Source organism: Streptomyces camelliae (genome assembly GCF_027625935.1).
GTDB classification, from domain to species: Bacteria; Actinomycetota; Actinomycetes; order Streptomycetales; family Streptomycetaceae; genus Streptomyces; species Streptomyces camelliae.
In genome coordinates this window covers 6350296-6367442 of sequence record NZ_CP115300.1, presented here as the reverse complement: position 1 = coordinate 6367442, position 17147 = coordinate 6350296, and the positions used below count along the sequence as shown (strand labels likewise).

The following is a 17147-nucleotide window of genomic DNA, read 5'->3' as shown; positions in this document are numbered from 1 at the left end:
TTCACCGGTCCGCCGTCTTGTACCCCCTGCCCCACTGCAGCCCCCACCCGTACAGCCGGTCCAGCTCCCCCTGGAAGCCGTAGACGAACTTCACCTCGCGGCGGACCGTCAGTTCGCCCTTCACGTTCTCGATCATCACCACCGCGCAGGAGCGGGCCTGGGGATGGCGTTCGTCCAGGCCGATCTCTATCCGGGGGCCGTTGCTGGGGTACAGCGTGACGATGGCGTGGGTGCGGTCGAAGGCCGGGGTCTGGTCGTAGATGTAGACGAAGACCAGCAGGCGTTTGATGGCGTCGCGGTGGTCGAGATTGACGTACATCGTCTCGCCGGACGCCGAGCCGAACCGGTCGTCGCCGCTGAGCTTGATGTACGGCGGGGCGTTGACGTCGCCCAGGTAGTTGCCGAGCGGCTGGACGACGCCCTTCGTGCCGTCGGTCAGCTCGTACAGGCAGCCGAGGTCGAGGTCGACGTTGACCATGGACTGACCGTGGCCGAGCACCTCCTGGGGTTTGAGGGCCCGGAAGGGGTGCCGGAAGAGGCTGCCCCGCGCGACGGGGTCGAAGTCGGACGTGCGCATCCGCCAGGTCAGGTTGACCCGCAGGTTGCCCGTGGCCGCGCCCTGCTTGGTGAGCGACACCGTCTGATGCCGCCGGGTGAGCTGGATGGAGCCGGTCGCGGCCTCGCCCGAGTCGAAGTCGGAGAGCCGCGCTCCCATCAGTCCGTCGAAGAACCCCATACCCGCCCCCAGGTAGCTTGTCCACGCCTGTACGCCGTCGGGGCGGCCGACCCCTGTCGGCCGCCCCGCTCAGAGCGTTCCTCACCCACGGGGGTGTCACACCCCGGAGGGCACCTCGGCCTTCTCGTCGCTGCCCTCGCCGGCCGTCGCGAGCGCACGGTTGCGGCGGACGGAGGACCAGAAGGACCAGCCGATCAGGACGACGCCGACGAGACCGGTGATGACCTCGTTGATCTCGTACTGGATGGTGACCATGAGGATCACGGCCAGGGCGCCGATGGCGTAGTGGGCGCCGTGCTCCAGGTAGACGTAGTCGTCGAGGGTGCCCTGGCGGACCAGGTAGACCGTGAGCGACCGGACGTACATCGCGCCGATGCCGAGGCCGAGGGCCATCATCACGATGTCGTTGGTGATGGCGAAGGCGCCGATCACACCGTCGAAGGAGAAGGAGGCGTCCAGGACCTCCAGGTAGAGGAACATGAAGAACGCGGCCTGGCCGGCCAGCAGCACCGCGGACTTCTGCTTGCCGGTGCGGGCGGCTTCTTCCTCCTCCTCGTGCTCGCGCTCCTCCTCTTCCTCCAGCTTGTCCTCGAAGTAGCCGGACAGACCGCCGACGATCATGTACGTGATCAGGCCGGCGATGCCGGAGATCAGGACCGTCTGCGCCTTGTCGACGTGGGCGCCGCCGTGCTGGTGGGCGTGGGTGGCGAAGGTGAAGGAGGTGATCAGCAGGACGATCAGCGCGATGCAGACCGACAGCATGTCGACCTTGCCGAGCTTGGCCAGCGGCCGCTCGATCCAGCGCAGCCACTGGATGTCCCGGTCCTCGAAGATGAAGTCGAGGAAGATCATCAGCAGGAACATTCCGCCGAAGGCGGCGATCGCCGGGTGGGCGTCGGTGACCAGCTGCTGGTACTGGTCCTTGTCCGTGAGGGCCAGGTGGACGGCGTCGTACGGGTTGAGCTTCGCGGTGATGGCGACGATGACGACGGGGAAGACCAGTCGCATGCCGAACACGGCGATCAGGACGCCGACCGTGAGGAAGATCTTCTGCCAGAAGGCGTTCATCTTCTTCAGGATTCCGGCGTTGACCACGGCGTTGTCGAACGACAGAGAGATCTCCAGGACGGCGAGGATCGCCACGACCCCGAAGCCCTCCCACCCTCCGTAGAAGACGGCGGCGACGAGGCCGAGCGCGGTCACCGCGAACGACCAGCCGAAGGTTTTCAGAAGCACTGGCTACCCCATCATGTCCGTACGGGTCTCCCCCGCGCCGTACTCGGCTTTGCGAAACGTTGACCCCGAGTCTAGAGGGGCACCCTACCCGCGATGCCGCCCAGGGCAATCCTCACGCAAAAGCCACAGGTCAGGCCCATGAGGAGACAATCGGCTACGAGACGTTCACCCCGAAGTCGAGGGCGATACCGCGCAGCCCCGACGCGTACCCCTGGCCGACGGCGCGGAACTTCCACTCGCCCTGGTAGCGGTAGAGCTCGCCGAAGATCATGGCGGTCTCGGTGGAGGCGTCCTCGCTCAGGTCGTAGCGCGCGAGCTCCTGGCCGTCGGCCTGGTTGAGCACGCGGATGAAGGCGTTGGAGACCTGGCCGAAGGTCTGGCCGCGCTCGTCGGCCAGGTGGATCGAGACCGGGAAGACGATCTTCTCGCACTGCGGCGGCACCTTGGTGAGGTCCACCAGGATCGTCTCGTCGTCGCCCTCGCCCTCACCGGTGAGGTTGTCACCGGTGTGCTCGACCGAGCCGTCGGGGCTCTTGAGCTGGTTGTAGAAGACGAACCACTCGTCGCCCATCACCCGGTTGCCGGCGCCGCACAGCAGGGCGCTGGCGTCCAGGTCGAAGGGGGCGCCGGTGGTGGACCGCGCGTCCCAGCCGAGGCCGATCATGACGTTCGTGAGGTTCGGTGCGGCCTTGGAGAGGGAGACGTTGCCTCCCTTGGCGAGCGTGACGCCCATGATGCTGGTCCTCCCCTGGTGGTGCTTCTGTCGTTGTCCTGCGCGTCCGGCGCCGCCCGTGAACGGTGCGGCGCCGGACGGCATACACAGACCGGCGTACGTCAGACGTTGACGCCGAAGTCCTGGGCGATGCCGCGCAGACCGGAGGCGTAGCCCTGGCCGATGGCGCGGAACTTCCACTCCGCCCCGTGCCGGTACAGCTCGCCGAAGACCATGGCGGTCTCGGTGGAGGCGTCCTCGCTCAGGTCGTAGCGGGCGATCTCCTGCTGGTTGGCCTGGTTCACGACGCGGATGAAGGCGTTGCGGACCTGGCCGAAGGACTGCTGGCGGTTCTCGGCGTCGTAGATCGACACCGGGAAGACGATCTTCTCGATGTCGGCCGGGACGCCGGCCAGGTTGACCTTGATGGCCTCGTCGTCGCCCTCGCCCTCACCGGTGAGGTTGTCACCGGTGTGCTCGACGGAGCCGTCGGGGCTCTTGAGGTTGTTGAAGAAGACGAAGTGCTGGTCGCTCGCGACCTTGCCTGCGTTGTTCAGCAGCAGCGCGCTGGCGTCGAGGTCGAAGTCGGTGCCGGTCGTGGTGCGCACGTCCCAGCCCAGACCGACGATGACGGCGGTCAGGCCCGGGGCCTCCTTCGTCAGCGATACGTTGCCGCCCTTGCTGAGGCTGACTCCCACGGGTCCTCCATGTGTGTCCAGGGGCGGGGAGCCCCCGTCGTGCTTCGGATACGGGATCAACGTGCCGATCCTAGTGACGGGTTCCCGCCCCCCGCAGATCCCGGGCCGGAAGACTCACGGGGTCGGCCCACGGTCGGCCTACAGGGTGTCGAGCGCCTTCACGTACTCGTTCAGGTCACGGGCGTCCGGCAGGCCGTTGACCACGGTCCAGCGCACGACGCCCTCCTTGTCGATGATGAAGGTGCCCCGCACGGCGCAGCCCTTGTCCTCGTCGAAGACGCCGTATGCGCGCGAGACGTTGCCGTGCGGCCAGAAGTCGCTCAGCAGCGGGTACTCCAGGCCCTCCTGCTCGGCGAAGACGCGCAGGGTGTGGATGGAGTCGTTGGAGACGGCGAGCACCTGGGTGCCGCGGTCGGAGAACTTCGGCAGGTTGTCGCGCAGCTCGCACAGCTCGCCGGTGCACACGCCGGTGAAGGCGAAGGGGTAGAAGAGCAGGACGACGTTCTTCTCGCCGCGGAAGTCCGAGAGCTTCACGGTGGCGCCGTGGTTGTCCTTGAGCTCGAAGTCGGGGGCCTTGTCGCCGACCTGGATCGCCATCGGGATGTTTCCCTTTCGGTGGGCTGTTCGGAGGAGAACAGCCTACGGCGACGGGGGCGGCGGTCGCCCGGAGGGACCGCCGCCCGCGCCTCGCTCACCTGTGGGAGACGATCACCGCTTCGGCGACTTCAGCTTGGTGTCGTTCCAGTCCTTGCCCACGCTGACGCTCTTGGCCTGCGACAGGCCGGCCGTCTGAGCGGCGTCGTTGATGTCGCTGGGCTCGATGTAACCGTCCCGGCCGGTCTTCGGCGTGAGGAGGTGGATCGGGCCGCCCTCTTCGAGGAAGCTGATGGCGTCGACCAGCGTGTCGGTCAGGTCGCCGTCATCGTCGCGGAACCACAGCAACACGACGTCGGCAACGTCGTCGTAGTCCTCGTCCACCAGCTCCTGGCCGATGGTTTCCTCGATGGACTCGCGGAGATCCTGGTCGACGTCGTCGTCGTAGCCGAGCTCCTGGACCACCTGTCCGGGCTGGAACCCCAGCCTGACGGCCAGGCTCGTCTCCGCGTGGTCCGCGGTCGCGCTCACGGTCTGCCTCCTGATCATTTCTTTAGGGAACAACTCAGCCACGCGCGTACGCGTGGTGCTTGGCCGTAGTCCACACGGGCGGGACGGATCGCGCAAGTACCCGGCCGTTCGGACCGCCGAAACGGTGACGATACCGGCCTTGTCACCGCAACTCCCAGCACCACCCCTCGATCCAGCGTGACCCAGATCACACACATTTGCCCCTTTTACTCCAACCGTATTCGTCTGCGGAGATGACGTACGCCGTCCCGAGGTACACGATGGGGAGCGGTGCAGGCAGGTGCGGAAAAGCAGGAAACAGCAGAAAAAACGGCCCTCTGACAGGTAAGGAACAGCGTGGCTTCCGGATCCGATCGCAACCCGATCATCATTGGCGGCCTTCCGAGTCAGGTTCCTGACTTCGATCCCGAAGAGACCCAGGAGTGGCTCGACTCCCTCGACGCCGCCGTGGACGAGCGCGGCCGGGAGCGGGCCCGCTATCTCATGCTCCGCCTGATCGAGCGGGCCCGCGAGAAGCGCGTGGCCGTGCCCGAGATGCGCAGCACGGACTACGTCAACACGATCCCGACCAAGAGCGAGCCGTTCTTCCCGGGCAACGAGGAGATCGAGCGCAAGATCCTCAACGCGACCCGCTGGAACGCGGCCGTGATGGTCTCGCGCGCCCAGCGTCCCGGCATCGGCGTCGGCGGCCACATCGCCACCTTCGCCTCCTCCGCCTCGCTGTACGACGTCGGCTTCAACCACTTCTTCCGCGGCAAGGACCAGGGCGACGGCGGCGACCAGGTCTTCTTCCAGGGCCACGCCTCCCCCGGCATCTACGCGCGCGCGTACCTGCTCGACCGGCTCAGCGAGGCCCAGCTCGACGGCTTCCGCCAGGAGAAGTCGAAGTACCCGAACGGCCTGTCCAGCTACCCCCATCCGCGCTCCATGCCGGACTTCTGGGAGTTCCCCACGGTCTCCATGGGCCTCGGCCCGCTGGCCGCGATCTTCCAGGCGCGGATGAACCGCTACATGGAGGCGCGCGGCATCGCGGACACCTCCAAGTCCCACGTGTGGGCGTTCCTCGGCGACGGCGAGATGGACGAGCCGGAGTCGCTCGGCCAGCTGTCCATCGCCGCCCGTGAGGGCCTGGACAACCTGACCTTCGTGGTCAACTGCAACCTCCAGCGGCTCGACGGCCCGGTGCGCGGCAACGGCAAGATCATCCAGGAGCTGGAGTCGATCTTCCGGGGCGCCGGCTGGAACGTGATCAAGCTGATCTGGGACCGCACCTGGGACCCGCTGCTCGCGCAGGACCGGGACGGCATCCTCGTCAACAAGATGAACACGACCCCGGACGGCCAGTTCCAGACGTACGCCACGGAGTCCGGCGCGTACATCCGGGAGCACTTCTTCGGCGACGACCACCGACTGCGCGCGATGGTCGAGAACATGACGGACGATCAGATCCTGCACCTCGGCCGCGGCGGCCACGACCACCGCAAGATCTACGCGGCGTTCAAGGCGGCCAAGGAGCACAAGGGCCAGCCGACGGTCATCCTCGCCAAGACCGTCAAGGGCTGGACGCTGGGCCCCAACTTCGAGGGCCGCAACGCCACGCACCAGATGAAGAAGCTGACGGTCGACGACCTCAAGCGCTTCCGCGACCGCCTGCATCTGCCGATCACCGACCAGCAGCTGGAGTCCGGCCCGCCGCCGTACTACCACCCGGGCCGGGACACGGACGAGATCCAGTACATGCACGACATGCGCAAGCAGTGCGGCGGATACGTCCCGACGCGCGTCGTGCGCGCCAAGCCGCTCGCGCTGCCGGACGACAAGACGTACGCGACCGTGAAGAAGGGCTCGGGTCAGCAGTCCATCGCCACGACCATGGCGTTCGTCCGGCTCCTCAAGGACCTCATGCGGGACAAGGAGATCGGCAAGCGGTTCGTGCTGATCGCGCCGGACGAGTACCGCACGTTCGGCATGGACTCCTTCTTCCCGAGCGCGAAGATCTACAACCCGCTGGGTCAGCAGTACGAGTCGGTGGACCGTGAGCTGCTGCTCGCCTACAAGGAGTCGCCGACCGGCCAGATGCTGCACGACGGCATCTCCGAGGCGGGCTGCACGGCCTCGCTGATCGCGGCGGGCTCGGCCTACGCGACGCACGGCGAGCCGCTGATCCCGGTCTACGTCTTCTACTCGATGTTCGGTTTCCAGCGCACCGGCGACCAGTTCTGGCAGATGGCCGACCAGCTGGCGCGCGGTTTCGTGCTGGGCGCGACCGCGGGCCGTACGACCCTGACCGGTGAGGGTCTGCAGCACGCGGACGGCCACTCCCAGCTGCTCGCCTCGACGAACCCGGCGTGCGTGGCGTACGACCCGGCGTACTCGTACGAGATCGCGCACATCGTCCAGGACGGCCTGCGCCGGATGTACGGCGCCGACGCCGAGCACCCGCACGGCGAGGACGTCTTCTACTACCTGACCGTCTACAACGAGCCCATCCAGCACCCGGCCGAGCCGGAGAACGTGGACGTCGAGGGCATCCTCAAGGGCGTCCACAAGCTGAGCGAGGGCACGGCGGGGGCCGTCCCGGCGCAGATCATGGCGTCGGGCGTGGCCGTCCCGTGGGCACTGGAGGCGCAGAAGATCCTCGCCGAGGACTGGAACGTGCGCGCCGGCGTCTGGTCGGCCACCTCCTGGAACGAGCTGCGCCGCGAGGCCGTGGCGTGCGAGGAGCACAATCTGCTGCATCCGGAGGAGGAGCAGCGGGTGCCGTATGTGACACGCAAGCTCAGCGGCGCGGAGGGTCCGTTCGTGGCCGTGTCCGACTGGATGCGATCGGTTCCGGACCAGATCGCGCGGTGGGTGCCGGGCACGTACCAGTCCCTGGGCGCGGACGGCTTCGGCTTCGCCGACACCCGGGGTGCGGCGCGGCGCTTCTTCCACATCGACGCCCAGTCGATCGTGGTGGCGGTGCTGACCGAGCTGGCCCGGGAGGGCAAGGTCGACCGCTCGGTGCTCAAGCAGGCCATCGACCGGTACCAGCTGCTGGACGTCTCGGCGGCGGATCCGGGCGCGGCGGGCGGCGACGCGTAGCCTCCCTCACTCTCGGCTGCGCTCGAGCGGGGGCACCCCCATCGCTCGGCTTTGACCGACGGCATCCGGGGCGGGCTTGCAGGTTCGATGCCGAGTGCGGGGCGCGTGGGGGCTGGTCGCGCAGTTCCCCGCGCCCCTTCGGGGCGCCGCCCTCGTTGCTTTTTCTTTACTATTACGGGCATGAACCATCAGTCGGCGCAGGCGCGTTGGGAGCGGCACACCCAACGGCCGTTGCTGGCGCTGGCGGTGGCGTTCGCCGTCGCCTATGCCGTGCCGATCGTGGACAACCCCGCGAGTCCGCTCCTCACAGAGCTCTGCACCGCCACGGAGTGGGTGGTGTGGGCGCTGTTCGCGCTGGACTACGTGATACGGCTGGCGCTCACCAGACGGCGTCGGCGGTTCGTCCGGACGCACTGGATCGACCTGTGCGCGGTGGTGCTGCCGCTGCTCCAGCCACTGCGGCTGCTGCGCCTGGTGTCGACGCTGCTGCTGGTGGGCCGGCGGGCGCGGATGGCCTCACAGATCCGGCTCACGACGTACGTCGGCGGGTCGCTGATCGGGCTGCTCATGTTCGGCTCGCTGGCCGTGCTGTCCGTGGAGCGGGACGCACCGCACGGGAACATCCGGACGCTGGGTGACGCGGTGTGGTGGTCCTTCACGACGATGACGACCGTCGGGTACGGCGACCATGCCCCGACGACCGGCATGGGCCGGCTGATCGCCGTCGGGCTGATGCTGTCCGGGATCACGCTGCTGGGTGTGGTGACCGCGAACATCACCGCGTGGTTCATCGCCCGGTTCGAGAAGGACGAGGTGGAGGAGCGGCGGCAGACGGAGGCGATCACGTCTCTGGCCGAGGAGGTCCGCCTGCTGCGGGCCGAGGTGGCTCGGTTGACCAACGAGCACGAGAAGCAGCGCAGTTGACGGCCGAGCGCGCGCAGCCCCCTCCGCAGCGCGCGCCACAAGCCGACCGTCCTCCCATGTCCTGCGGAAGACGTGACCCACTGTGACCTGCGGCGCGCGCCCGGGGCGAGCGATCTTTAGCGGAGTCACCCTGATAGGGGAAACTCCGCCCGGAGCGGCCTCAGATGTGGCCCACGCCCGCGCCGCTCTCGGCGTTCGCGCCCCGCTTGGTGAGCAGCGCGACGAGGACGGCGACCGCCGCCACGCCCGCCGCGACCAGGGAGGCGAGGCTCATGCCGGAGATGAACGTGTGATGCGCGACCTCGGCGATCTTCGCGGCGACCGGCCCCGGCGTGCCCTTCGGCGCCGGGGAGAGCCCCTGCTGCACCGCCTGCGAGGCCGGCCCCTCCTGCGCCGGCGTCAGGTGCGGCAGCCCCGCGGCCTTCCAGTTGCCCGCCAGCGAGTTGTCCACCTTGGACGCCATCACGGCGCCCAGCACCGCCGTACCGAGACTGCCGCCGATCTGCATCGCGGCCTGCTGGAGACCGCCGGCGACACCGGAGAGCTCCATCGGGGCGTTGCCGACGATGACCTCCGTGGCGCCGACCATGACCGGCGCGAGGCCGAGGCCGAGCAGGGCGAACCAGACCGACATGACACCGCTGCCGGTGCCCTCCTTGAGGGTGGACATGCCGTACATGGCGATCGCGGTAGCCGTCATGCCGCCGGCCAGCGGGATCCGCGGGCCGAGCTTGGTGATCGCCGCGCCCGCCAGCGGGGAGCCGACGATCATCATGCCGGTCAGGGGCAGCAGGTGCAGGCCCGCGTCGACCGGGGCCATGCCGTGCACGTTCTGCAGGTAGAAGGTGACGAAGAACAGGCCGCCCATGAAGGCGATGGCCATCAGCACCATCAGGACCACACCCGCCGACAGCGGGACCGAGCGGAACAGCGCCAGCGGGATCAGCGGTTCCTTCACCTTCGTCTCCCAGAAGGAGAAGAGTGCGAAGCCCAGCACCGAGGCGGCGATGAACGTCCACGTCCTGCCGTCGCCCCAGCCCCACGTCGGGGCCTTGATGAGCGCCCAGACCAGGCAGAACATCGCGCCGGACAGCAGCGCGATGCCGAGGAGGTCGAAGGAGCGCGGGGCGTTCTCGGCGCGGTGGTCGCGCAGGATCAGCAGGCCGAGGACCAGCGCGACGAGGCCGACCGGCACGTTGATGAAGAACACCGACTGCCAGCTGACGTGCTGGACCAGCAGGCCGCCGAGGATCGGGCCGCCCGCGGTGGAGGCGCCGATCACCATGCCCCAGATGCCGATCGCCATGTTGAGCTTCTCGGCCGGGAAGGTGGCCCGCAGCAGGCCGAGCGCGGCCGGCATCAGCAGCGCGCCGAACAGGCCCTGGAAGACGCGGAAGGTGACGACCGCGGCGATGCTGTTCGACAGGCCGATGGCGCCCGAGGCGGTGGCGAAGCCGGTCACGCCTATCAGGAAGGTCTGGCGGTGGCCGAAGCGGTCGCCCAGCTTGCCCGCGGTGATCAGGGAGACCGCGAGGGCGAGGAAGTAGGCGTTGGTGATCCACTGGACGTCGGCGAAGCTCGCGCCCAGGTCCTTGGCGATGGCCGGGTTGGCGATGGCCACGATGGTGCCGTCGAGGGCCACCATCATGACCCCTACGGCGACGGTGATGAGGGTGAGCCAGGGATGGCCGCGCAGTCCTGCGGCAGGTGGCGCCTCCAGCGAGGCTGCCGTAGCCCCGTCCCCCGGCCCCGAGGCGTCGATGGTGGTCTGACTAGTCATGTGTTCGAGGCTAGTGAGAGCCACTGACAGTTGACAATCGATTTCACATGTCAGTAACTGACACCTGTGGAAACACTGCGCGAACGCAAGAAACAACGCACCCGCGACGCGCTCCTTCGAGCCGCTCTCGAACTGTTCACGACCCAGGGGTACGAGCGGACGACCGTCGACGAGATCGCCGAGGCCGTCGGGGTCTCGCAGCGCACCTTCTTCCGCTACTTCGCCGGCAAGGAGGACGCGGCCTTCACGGTCCAGGACATGAGCGAACGGCACTTCCTGGCCTGCGTACGGGCGCGCCCCGCGCACGAGGCACCGATGGAGGCGCTGCGCCAGGCGGTGCTGGAGGGTTGGGACGCGATCCGGGAGACCGTCGAGTCGGCGGTGCCCGTGGAGCTGTACCTGCGGATGTACCGGACGATCGAGTCGACACCGGCGCTGCTCGCCGCCCACCTGCGCCGCTCGGCCACGACGGAGGAGACGATCGCGCGGTTGCTGGCCGACCGCGAGGGCGTCGACGTGGACGCCGACCCGCGACCGCGGCTCGCGGTGGCCGTGTTCGGCGGCGTGATAAGGGTCACGGAGCGGCAGTGGTGCACGGGTGAGGACTTCAGCCTGGAGTCGATCCGTCAACTCACCGCGTCCTACCTCGATGAGGTGGGTCCGGCGCTCACCGGGAACTGGCGTACCGGCAGAGATCGTTGACGGTGCGTTCGATCTTCGGCGAAACGTGATACCTGTCACTCGGTTACCGCGAGACCCGCTCGTTCTCCTAGTGTGTCCTCCCAGTGACTTCCTTCGAAACCTCCCCGCAACTGAACGTCTGGCGCGCACTGCTGGCGCTGGCCGTGGTGTTCGTGATGCTCGCGACCACCGGCTGGACCGCCCTGCGCAGCCACCGGGAGGCGACGGCGCTTCAGGCCTCGCTCACCAAGTGGGAGCACGGCTACCTCCACGGCCACCGGCTGCCGGACCCCGAGTCCGGCCCGGCGCGGCTGACCCCGTTCTTCGCGTCGCTCACCGCCGAGGACCAGGCCCGCCTCGCCCACCGCTACCCGCTCGCGGTGGGCAACATGAACGGCGCCCCCGTGACCTTGCGCTACCAGGCGAACCGCGTCGCCATGGAGCAGGCCCGCGAGGTCGAGCAGAAGCGCATGCACGACACCCGGCTCAGCGCGGCCGGGCACCAGGACGCGGGCCGTCGTATGCACCGCTACGAGTCCCTGCTGACCCCCGGCCGGCAGATCCTCGCCTTCGACCCCGAGGGCTCGGGCCGGATCGCCGAGGTGTTCGGGAACCTGGACCAGGCCCAGCGGATCTCGGTGGTCGTCCCCGGCGTCGACACCGACCTGCTCACCTTCCAGAAGACCAACCGCCAGTACACCGCCCCGGTCGGCATGGCCCAGGCGCTGTACGCGGCGGAGCGCACGGCGAGCCCCGCGACCCGTACGGCCGTGATCGCCTGGGCCGACTACACCTCGCCCGACGGGCTCGGCGTGGACGCGGCCACCGGCCTGCGCGCCGCGGAGGGCGCCCTGCGCCTGAACGCCCTGCTGGACGCCCTGCCCGGCACGGCCCCGGTGGCGATGATCTGCCACAGCTACGGCTCGGTGGTCTGCGGCGTCGCCGCGCACGACATGCCCCGCCGGGTGTCCGACATAGCGGTGGCCGCGAGCCCCGGCATGCGGGTGTCCGCGGCCTCCCACCTGCGCACCGGCGCCCAGGTGTGGGCGATGCGGGACGCCACCGACTGGATCCAGGACGTGCCGTACCTGGAGCTGGGCGGGCTCGGGCACGGCGCCGACCCGGTGTCCTCGGCGTTCGGCGCGCGCGTGCTGTCCGCCCGGGACGCGCACGGCCACGCCGGCTACTTCCAGCCGGGCACGGACAGCCTGCGCAACCTCGCCGACGTCGGGGTCGGCGCCTACGACGCGGTGACGTGCGCACGCGAGAACGACCTGTGCCAGTCCGGCGCGTCCGGCACTACCCCGGCCGGACGCGCGTAGAAACAGCAGGAAGTGCGGTCTGCGCGGGTGGCGACGGAGGAGCACGTGCCGCATACGATGAGCCGCATGGGTGACGTACTGGCGGGTTTTCATGCCGTCTGGGAGTTCGAGTCCGACTCCGTGCTCATCCGTTACGAACGGGGGATTCGGACACCGAAGCTGTTCCAGGCGCTCGGCGAACGGCGCATCCCGCTGTCCGCGGTCGAGGACGTGAGCCTCACCCCGGGCAGACGCGGCACCGTCGTCCTGCGGCTGCGGCCGCGCGCCGGTGCCGATCCGCTGATGGAGGCGGCCGACGGGCAGCTGAAGGAGGGCTCCGATCCGTACCGGCTGGTGCTGCCGGCCGAGCGCGAGACGCTCGCCGAGTACTACGCGCAGGAGCTGAAGGGCCTGCTGACCGAGGCCGGCTCGGGACCGGCCGACCGCCATCTGGTGGCCGCGCCCGAGGCGCCGCTGCACTTCAAGGCCTACGACGGGAAGGCGTCCTTCGACGGGACGTCCGTGCAGTTCCGCTGGTCGTGGACGGGCGCGTCCTCGGCGAAGTGGAAGGCGGGCGACCAGAGCTTTCCGGTGGCCGGCCTCAGCGGGGTGGAGTGGCGCTCGCCGGAGGTCTTCGACGGGCACCTGCGGCTGATCAACCGCTCGGCCGGTACGACGGCCACGGCCGTGCAGCCCGACCAGGACCCGGCGGCCGTGATCTTCGGGCTGGGGTACGGCCCGGTGCACGAGTCGCTGCCGTTCGCCGCCGCGGTCCTGGCCGCCGTACGCACACGAGGGCCGGTACCCGCGGTACCGGCCGCCCCGGCCCGGCGGGATCCGGCGGACATCGCCGAGCGGATCCGGCATCTCGGGGAGCTGCATCAGGCCGGCCTGGTCACCGACGAGGAGTTCTCCTCCAAGAAGGCCGAACTGCTGGCGGAGTTGTGACGGGGATCACTGCTCGCGCGCGTAGAAGCTGATCTTCCTGTCCAGGACGGACAGGGTGTCGTGCAGTTCCGCGATCCGGGCCAGCACGTCCCGGCGCGTCGACTCCAGGAGTTCCTGGCGCTCGGCGTACGTGCTCTCGCCCTCCCGGACCAGTTCCGCGTACCGCACCATGTCCGCCACCGGCATGCCCGTCAGCCGCAGCTTGGTCACGAAGTCCAGCCAGTCCAGGTCGCGGTTGCTGTAGCGGCGCTGGCCGGTGTGGGAGCGGTCGACGTGCGGCATCAGGCCGATCCGCTCGTACCAGCGCAGGGTGTGCGCGGTCAGGCCGGTGAACGCGACGACCTCGCTGATCGTGTAGCGGTCCTGGCCGTCGGGGCGCGGATGGCGTCTGGGCGGGGCGGAGCAGATGTCGGCGGGGGTCATGCTCTCGGTGTCCGCTGGCGTGGTCTGCATCACCGTCATGCACCCACGCTATGGCCTTCGAGTGCACTCCAAGCAAGCGGGGCCCGGTAAAGAATGCGCGGGACGTACGCCGGGGCGAGTGGTTAGCGTGCGACGCATGAGTCTTGTACGCCGGGCCCTGCCCGAGGACGCCGACGAAGTGCTGCGGCTGCGCCAGGTCATGATCGACTCCCTGCGGAGCGGCGGGAGTTCCGCGCCGACGGACTGGCACGCGGAGTCCCTGCCGACGCTGCGGGAGCGGCTCGCCGAGGCCGACGGGGACTTCGCGGCCTTCGTCGTGGACCATCCGGACCGGCCGGGGGCGCTGGCCGCGCTGGTGGCCGGGACGCTGGAGTACCGCATCGGGAAGGCCGGCAATCCGCACGGGCGGGTCGGGTACGTCTTCAGTGTGGCCACCGACCCGGACGCCCGCCGGCGCGGCTATGCGCGCGCGTGCATGGAGGAACTGCTGGCCTGGTTCCGCGCGCGGGGCGCAGGGTACGTGCTCCTCACCGCCTCCACCGACGCCGAACCGCTCTACGCCTCCCTCGGCTTCACGCGTGACCCCGACCCGTCGATGCGGCTGCTGCTGTGAGCCGCATAGGCTCGGCTGCATGTCGTTGAAGAGCCTCGCGTCGATCGAGAACTGGCCCGTCCCCACCGCGGCGGCGGGTGTCGTACGTGCCGACGGGACCGTCCTCGGGACGTACGGCCCCGTCGGGCACCGCTTTCCGCTCGCCTCGGTCACCAAGCCGCTGGCGGCGTACGCGGCGCTCGTGGCGTACGAGGAGGGCGCGATCGAGCTGGACGAGCCGGCCGGGCCGCCCGGTTCGACCGTCCGCCATCTCCTCGCCCACACCTCCGGGCTGGCCTTCGACGAGCACCGGGTGACGGCCCCGGCCGGGGAGCGGCGGCTGTACTCCAACGCCGGCTTCGAGCAGCTCGGCGATCACATCGCCAAGGCGACGGACATCCCCTTCGCCGAGTATCTGCGCCAGGCGGTGCTGGAGCCGCTGGGCATGACGGACACGTCTCTGGAGGGCTCACCGGCGAAGGACGGCGTGTCCACCGTCACGGACCTGCTCCGCTTCGCGGCGGAGGTGCAGGCGCCCCGGCTGCTGGATCCGCGGACGGTGGCGGCGGCGATGACCGTGCAGCACCCCGGGACGAAGGGTGTCCTGCCCGGGTACGGCCACCAGAACCCGAACGACTGGGGTCTGGGCTTCGAGATCCGCGACTCCAAGTCGCCCCACTGGACCGGGAGTTCGTCCTCCCCGCGCACCTTCGGACACTTCGGGCAGTCGGGTACGTTCCTGTGGATCGACCCCGACGCGGGGATGGCGTGCGCCGCGCTGACCGACAGGGCGTTCGGGCCTTGGGCGGTCGAGGCGTGGCCGGTGTTCACGGATGCGGTGCTGGCGGAGGTACGGGGCTGAGGTCGGCTGCAGCGGCAGCCGGCTGCGCCCGGCTAGGCGGTCATCTCCCACATCAGCAGCTCCGCCGACGACAGCCCCACCGCCTCCACGTCCTGCGCCTGTGTGATCCGCGCCGCATCCCCCGCCCCCAGCTCCTCCCCCGCCAGCCGGACCTCGCCCCGCACCACGTGGACGTACACGAACGCCCCGTCCGGGACCGCCGTGCGCTCGCCCGGCGCCAAGCGGCGGACGTGGAGCATCGCGCCGGCCGCCGGGAGGGCGTAGGGCGTGGCGTCGGCGATGCCCGGGACGATCGCGTACGACGGCTCCCCGCCCGGCTCCACCGGCGCCAGCCACATCTGGAGGAAGGTCAGGGGGACGGCGCCGGCGTTGCGTTCCACGTGGCGGACGCCCGCCGCAGCGCTGAGGTGCTGGACGTCGCCCGGACGGACCGTCGTCTCGTGGCCCGTGGAGTCGCGGTGGGTCAGTTCGCCCTCGATCACCCAGGTGACGATCTCGGTGTGGCTGTGCGGGTGTTCGTCGAAGCCGGCGCCGGGGGCGAGATGCTCCTCGTTGCAGGCGATCACCGCGCCGAAGCGCAGGTTCCCGGGGTCGTAGTGCGGACCGAAGGAGAAGGCGTGCCAGGTGTCGATCCCGGCCTCCGGCTCCCCTCCGCGATAGCGCTCAGCGGCGCGCCGTACCTCCATCACGGGCACCACGGTAGCCCTGCCGTGAGCCACGCCGACGCCTCCCCCGTCCCCACCCCCTACCCGGCGGCGCACGGCCACGTCCGGATAAGGCAGTCTTGTCCCGTGCCCGAACCCGAATCCCGCAGCAGCGATCCCCACGCGGATTCCCACGCCGCTCACCACGCTCGCGACGCCCACCCGCACTCCGCGACCCTCAAGCGGCTGGAGAAGTCCTCCGGGTCCCTCGCCGCGCAGGCCATCGCGCGCATGGACGAGACCCTGCCGTGGTACCGGGCGATGCCACCGGAGAACCGTTCCTGGATCGGGCTCGTGGCCCAGGCGGGTATCGCCGCCTTCACCGAGTGGTTCCGGCACCCGGACGCGCCGCAGGCGATCTCCACCGACGTCTTCGGCACGGCGCCGCGCGAGCTGACGCGGGCCATCACGCTGCGGCAGACCGTGGAGATGGTGCGGACCACCATCGAGGTCATGGAGAGCGCCATCGACGAGGTGGCCGCGCCGGGCGACGAGAGCGTGCTGCGTGAGGCGCTGCTCGTGTACGCCCGGGAGATCGCCTTCGCCACCGCCCAGGTGTACGCCCAGGCCGCCGAGGCACGCGGTGCCTGGGACGCGCGGCTGGAGTCCCTCGTCGTCAATGCCGTGCTCAGTGGAGAAGCCGACGAGGGGGCCGTCAGCCGGGCCGCCGCGCTCGGCTGGAACTCTCCCGAGCATGTCTGTGTCGTCCTCGGGACCGCGCCCGACGGGGACAGCGAGCTGACCGTGGAGGCGATCCGGCGGGCCGCGCGGCATGCCAAGCTCCAGGTGCTCACCGGTGTCCTCGGGGACCGGCTGGTGGTGGTCGCGGGCGGGAGCGACAACCCGCTCGCCGTCGCCAAGTCGCTGATCGGGCCCTTCGCCGCCGGGCCGGTCGTCGCCGGGCCCGTCGTACCGGATCTGCTGGCCGCCACGCGGTCCGCGCAGGCCGCCGCCGCGGGACTGAAGGCGTGTTCCGCCTGGCAGGACGCGCCGCGGCCGGTACTGGCGGACGATCTGCTGCCGGAGCGTGCCATCGCGGGCGATCCGAGCGCCCGCGAGCAGCTGGTGGAGGAGATCTACAGACCGCTGGAGGAGGCCGGCTCGGCGCTCCTCGAAACCCTGAGTGTCTACCTGGAGCAGGCGAGCAGCCTGGAAGGCGCCGCCCGGATGCTCTTCGTTCACCCGAACACCGTGCGCTACCGGCTCCGACGTGTGACTGACGTCACCGGTTGGTCGCCTTCGGATGTACGATCCGCCTTCACACTGCGGATCGCGCTCATCCTGGGGCGTCTGGCCGACGGCGAACCTCAAACGTAGGGTTTTGTCGGGGCCATACAAAAG

Annotated in this window: 17 protein-coding genes; 8 read left to right on the top strand and 9 right to left on the bottom strand. The window is 69.6% G+C overall.

Annotation, left to right across the window (positions count from 1 at the left end; all coding sequences use genetic code 11):
• Nucleotide 1: 1 nt before the first annotated feature.
• The 6 genes from O1G22_RS29155 to O1G22_RS29130 form a co-directional block, all read right to left on the bottom strand.
• Nucleotides 2–736: a TerD family protein gene (locus tag O1G22_RS29155; RefSeq protein WP_270084036.1), complete on the bottom strand. Its 735-nt coding sequence runs from the start codon at nt 734–736 to the stop codon at nt 2–4.
• Between the two features lie 96 nt (nt 737–832).
• Entirely contained in the window at nt 833–1972 is a 1140-nt protein-coding gene (locus O1G22_RS29150) for a DUF475 domain-containing protein (protein ID WP_270084035.1), read from the bottom strand.
• A gap of 154 nt (nt 1973–2126) precedes the next feature.
• Nucleotides 2127–2705 (bottom strand): TerD family protein, encoded by a 579-nt coding sequence (locus tag O1G22_RS29145; RefSeq protein WP_270084034.1) that lies wholly within the window; start codon nt 2703–2705, stop codon nt 2127–2129.
• Nucleotides 2706–2806: 101 nt separating this feature from the next.
• Complete coding sequence (locus tag O1G22_RS29140) at nt 2807–3382, bottom strand: TerD family protein (RefSeq protein ID WP_270084033.1); 576 nt, start codon at nt 3380–3382, stop codon at nt 2807–2809.
• 138 nt (nt 3383–3520) lie between these two features.
• Complete coding sequence (locus tag O1G22_RS29135) at nt 3521–3979, bottom strand: peroxiredoxin (protein ID WP_067039186.1); 459 nt, start codon at nt 3977–3979, stop codon at nt 3521–3523.
• 111 nt (nt 3980–4090) lie between these two features.
• Nucleotides 4091–4507, bottom strand: a complete 417-nt coding sequence (locus O1G22_RS29130; RefSeq protein WP_225096981.1) for a DUF3052 domain-containing protein — start codon at nt 4505–4507, stop codon at nt 4091–4093.
• Between the two features lie 336 nt (nt 4508–4843).
• On the opposite strand from O1G22_RS29130, the gene aceE reads away from it, so the two are divergent.
• Together aceE and O1G22_RS29120 are read left to right on the top strand one after the other, a co-directional pair.
• Nucleotides 4844–7591, top strand: a complete 2748-nt coding sequence (gene aceE / locus O1G22_RS29125) for a pyruvate dehydrogenase (acetyl-transferring), homodimeric type (RefSeq protein WP_270084032.1) — start codon at nt 4844–4846, stop codon at nt 7589–7591.
• 180 nt (nt 7592–7771) lie between these two features.
• The gene (locus tag O1G22_RS29120; RefSeq protein WP_270084031.1) at nt 7772–8515 is read left to right on the top strand and encodes a potassium channel family protein; all 744 of its coding nucleotides are present in this window, start codon (nt 7772–7774) and stop codon (nt 8513–8515) included.
• Between the two features lie 160 nt (nt 8516–8675).
• Here the strand turns inward: O1G22_RS29120 and O1G22_RS29115 are convergent, their stop codons facing one another.
• Nucleotides 8676–10163: an MFS transporter gene (locus tag O1G22_RS29115; RefSeq protein ID WP_428986516.1), complete on the bottom strand. Its 1488-nt coding sequence runs from the start codon at nt 10161–10163 to the stop codon at nt 8676–8678.
• Nucleotides 10164–10361: 198 nt separating this feature from the next.
• Here O1G22_RS29115 and O1G22_RS29110 point away from each other — a divergent pair, with 198 nt between their 5' ends.
• The 3 genes from O1G22_RS29110 (at nt 10362) to O1G22_RS29100 (ending at nt 13225) form a co-directional block, all read left to right on the top strand.
• Nucleotides 10362–10997, top strand: coding sequence for a TetR family transcriptional regulator (locus O1G22_RS29110; RefSeq protein WP_270084029.1), 636 nt, complete (start codon nt 10362–10364; stop codon nt 10995–10997).
• A gap of 83 nt (nt 10998–11080) precedes the next feature.
• On the top strand, nt 11081–12298 hold the full coding sequence (locus O1G22_RS29105) for an alpha/beta hydrolase (RefSeq protein ID WP_270084028.1): 1218 nt from the start codon (nt 11081–11083) through the stop codon (nt 12296–12298).
• A gap of 66 nt (nt 12299–12364) precedes the next feature.
• Entirely contained in the window at nt 12365–13225 is an 861-nt protein-coding gene (locus O1G22_RS29100; RefSeq protein ID WP_270084027.1) for a DUF4429 domain-containing protein, read from the top strand.
• Between the two features lie 6 nt (nt 13226–13231).
• Here the strand turns inward: O1G22_RS29100 and O1G22_RS29095 are convergent, their stop codons facing one another.
• A complete protein-coding gene (locus tag O1G22_RS29095; RefSeq protein ID WP_270084026.1) occupies nt 13232–13687 on the bottom strand; it encodes a MerR family transcriptional regulator in 456 nt (151 codons plus the stop codon).
• 97 nt (nt 13688–13784) lie between these two features.
• Between O1G22_RS29095 and O1G22_RS29090 the strand changes: the two genes are divergently transcribed.
• Nucleotides 13785–14261 carry a GNAT family N-acetyltransferase gene (locus O1G22_RS29090; RefSeq protein ID WP_270084025.1) on the top strand — a complete coding sequence of 159 codons (477 nt, stop codon included), beginning with the start codon at nt 13785–13787 and terminating at the stop codon, nt 14259–14261.
• A gap of 19 nt (nt 14262–14280) precedes the next feature.
• Nucleotides 14281–15102, top strand: coding sequence for a serine hydrolase domain-containing protein (locus tag O1G22_RS29085; RefSeq protein ID WP_270084024.1), 822 nt, complete (start codon nt 14281–14283; stop codon nt 15100–15102).
• A gap of 32 nt (nt 15103–15134) precedes the next feature.
• On the opposite strand, the gene O1G22_RS29080 is transcribed toward O1G22_RS29085, so the two are convergent.
• Nucleotides 15135–15788, bottom strand: coding sequence for a pirin family protein (locus O1G22_RS29080; RefSeq protein WP_270086578.1), 654 nt, complete (start codon nt 15786–15788; stop codon nt 15135–15137).
• A gap of 105 nt (nt 15789–15893) precedes the next feature.
• Between O1G22_RS29080 and O1G22_RS29075 the strand changes: the two genes are divergently transcribed.
• Nucleotides 15894–17123, top strand: a complete 1230-nt coding sequence (locus tag O1G22_RS29075) for a PucR family transcriptional regulator (RefSeq protein WP_270084023.1) — start codon at nt 15894–15896, stop codon at nt 17121–17123.
• Nucleotides 17124–17147 lie beyond the last annotated feature (24 nt).

Bases quoted from the DNA above. Each gene is read 5' to 3' on its own strand.
- O1G22_RS29135 (WP_067039186.1), bottom strand. From the start codon at position 3,979: ATGGCGATCCAGGTCGGCGACAAGGCCCCCGACTTCGAGCTCAAGGAC.
- O1G22_RS29085 (WP_270084024.1), top strand. From the start codon at position 14,281: ATGTCGTTGAAGAGCCTCGCGTCGATCGAGAACTGGCCCGTCCCCACC.
- O1G22_RS29120 (WP_270084031.1), top strand. From the start codon at position 7,772: ATGAACCATCAGTCGGCGCAGGCGCGTTGGGAGCGGCACACCCAACGG.
- O1G22_RS29090 (WP_270084025.1), top strand. From the start codon at position 13,785: ATGAGTCTTGTACGCCGGGCCCTGCCCGAGGACGCCGACGAAGTGCTG.
- O1G22_RS29115 (WP_428986516.1), bottom strand. From the start codon at position 10,163: ATGATGGTGGCCCTCGACGGCACCATCGTGGCCATCGCCAACCCGGCC.
- O1G22_RS29145 (WP_270084034.1), bottom strand. From the start codon at position 2,705: ATGGGCGTCACGCTCGCCAAGGGAGGCAACGTCTCCCTCTCCAAGGCC.
- O1G22_RS29155 (WP_270084036.1), bottom strand. From the start codon at position 736: ATGGGGTTCTTCGACGGACTGATGGGAGCGCGGCTCTCCGACTTCGAC.
- O1G22_RS29095 (WP_270084026.1), bottom strand. From the start codon at position 13,687: ATGACGGTGATGCAGACCACGCCAGCGGACACCGAGAGCATGACCCCC.
- O1G22_RS29080 (WP_270086578.1), bottom strand. From the start codon at position 15,788: ATGGAGGTACGGCGCGCCGCTGAGCGCTATCGCGGAGGGGAGCCGGAG.
- O1G22_RS29100 (WP_270084027.1), top strand. From the start codon at position 12,365: ATGGGTGACGTACTGGCGGGTTTTCATGCCGTCTGGGAGTTCGAGTCC.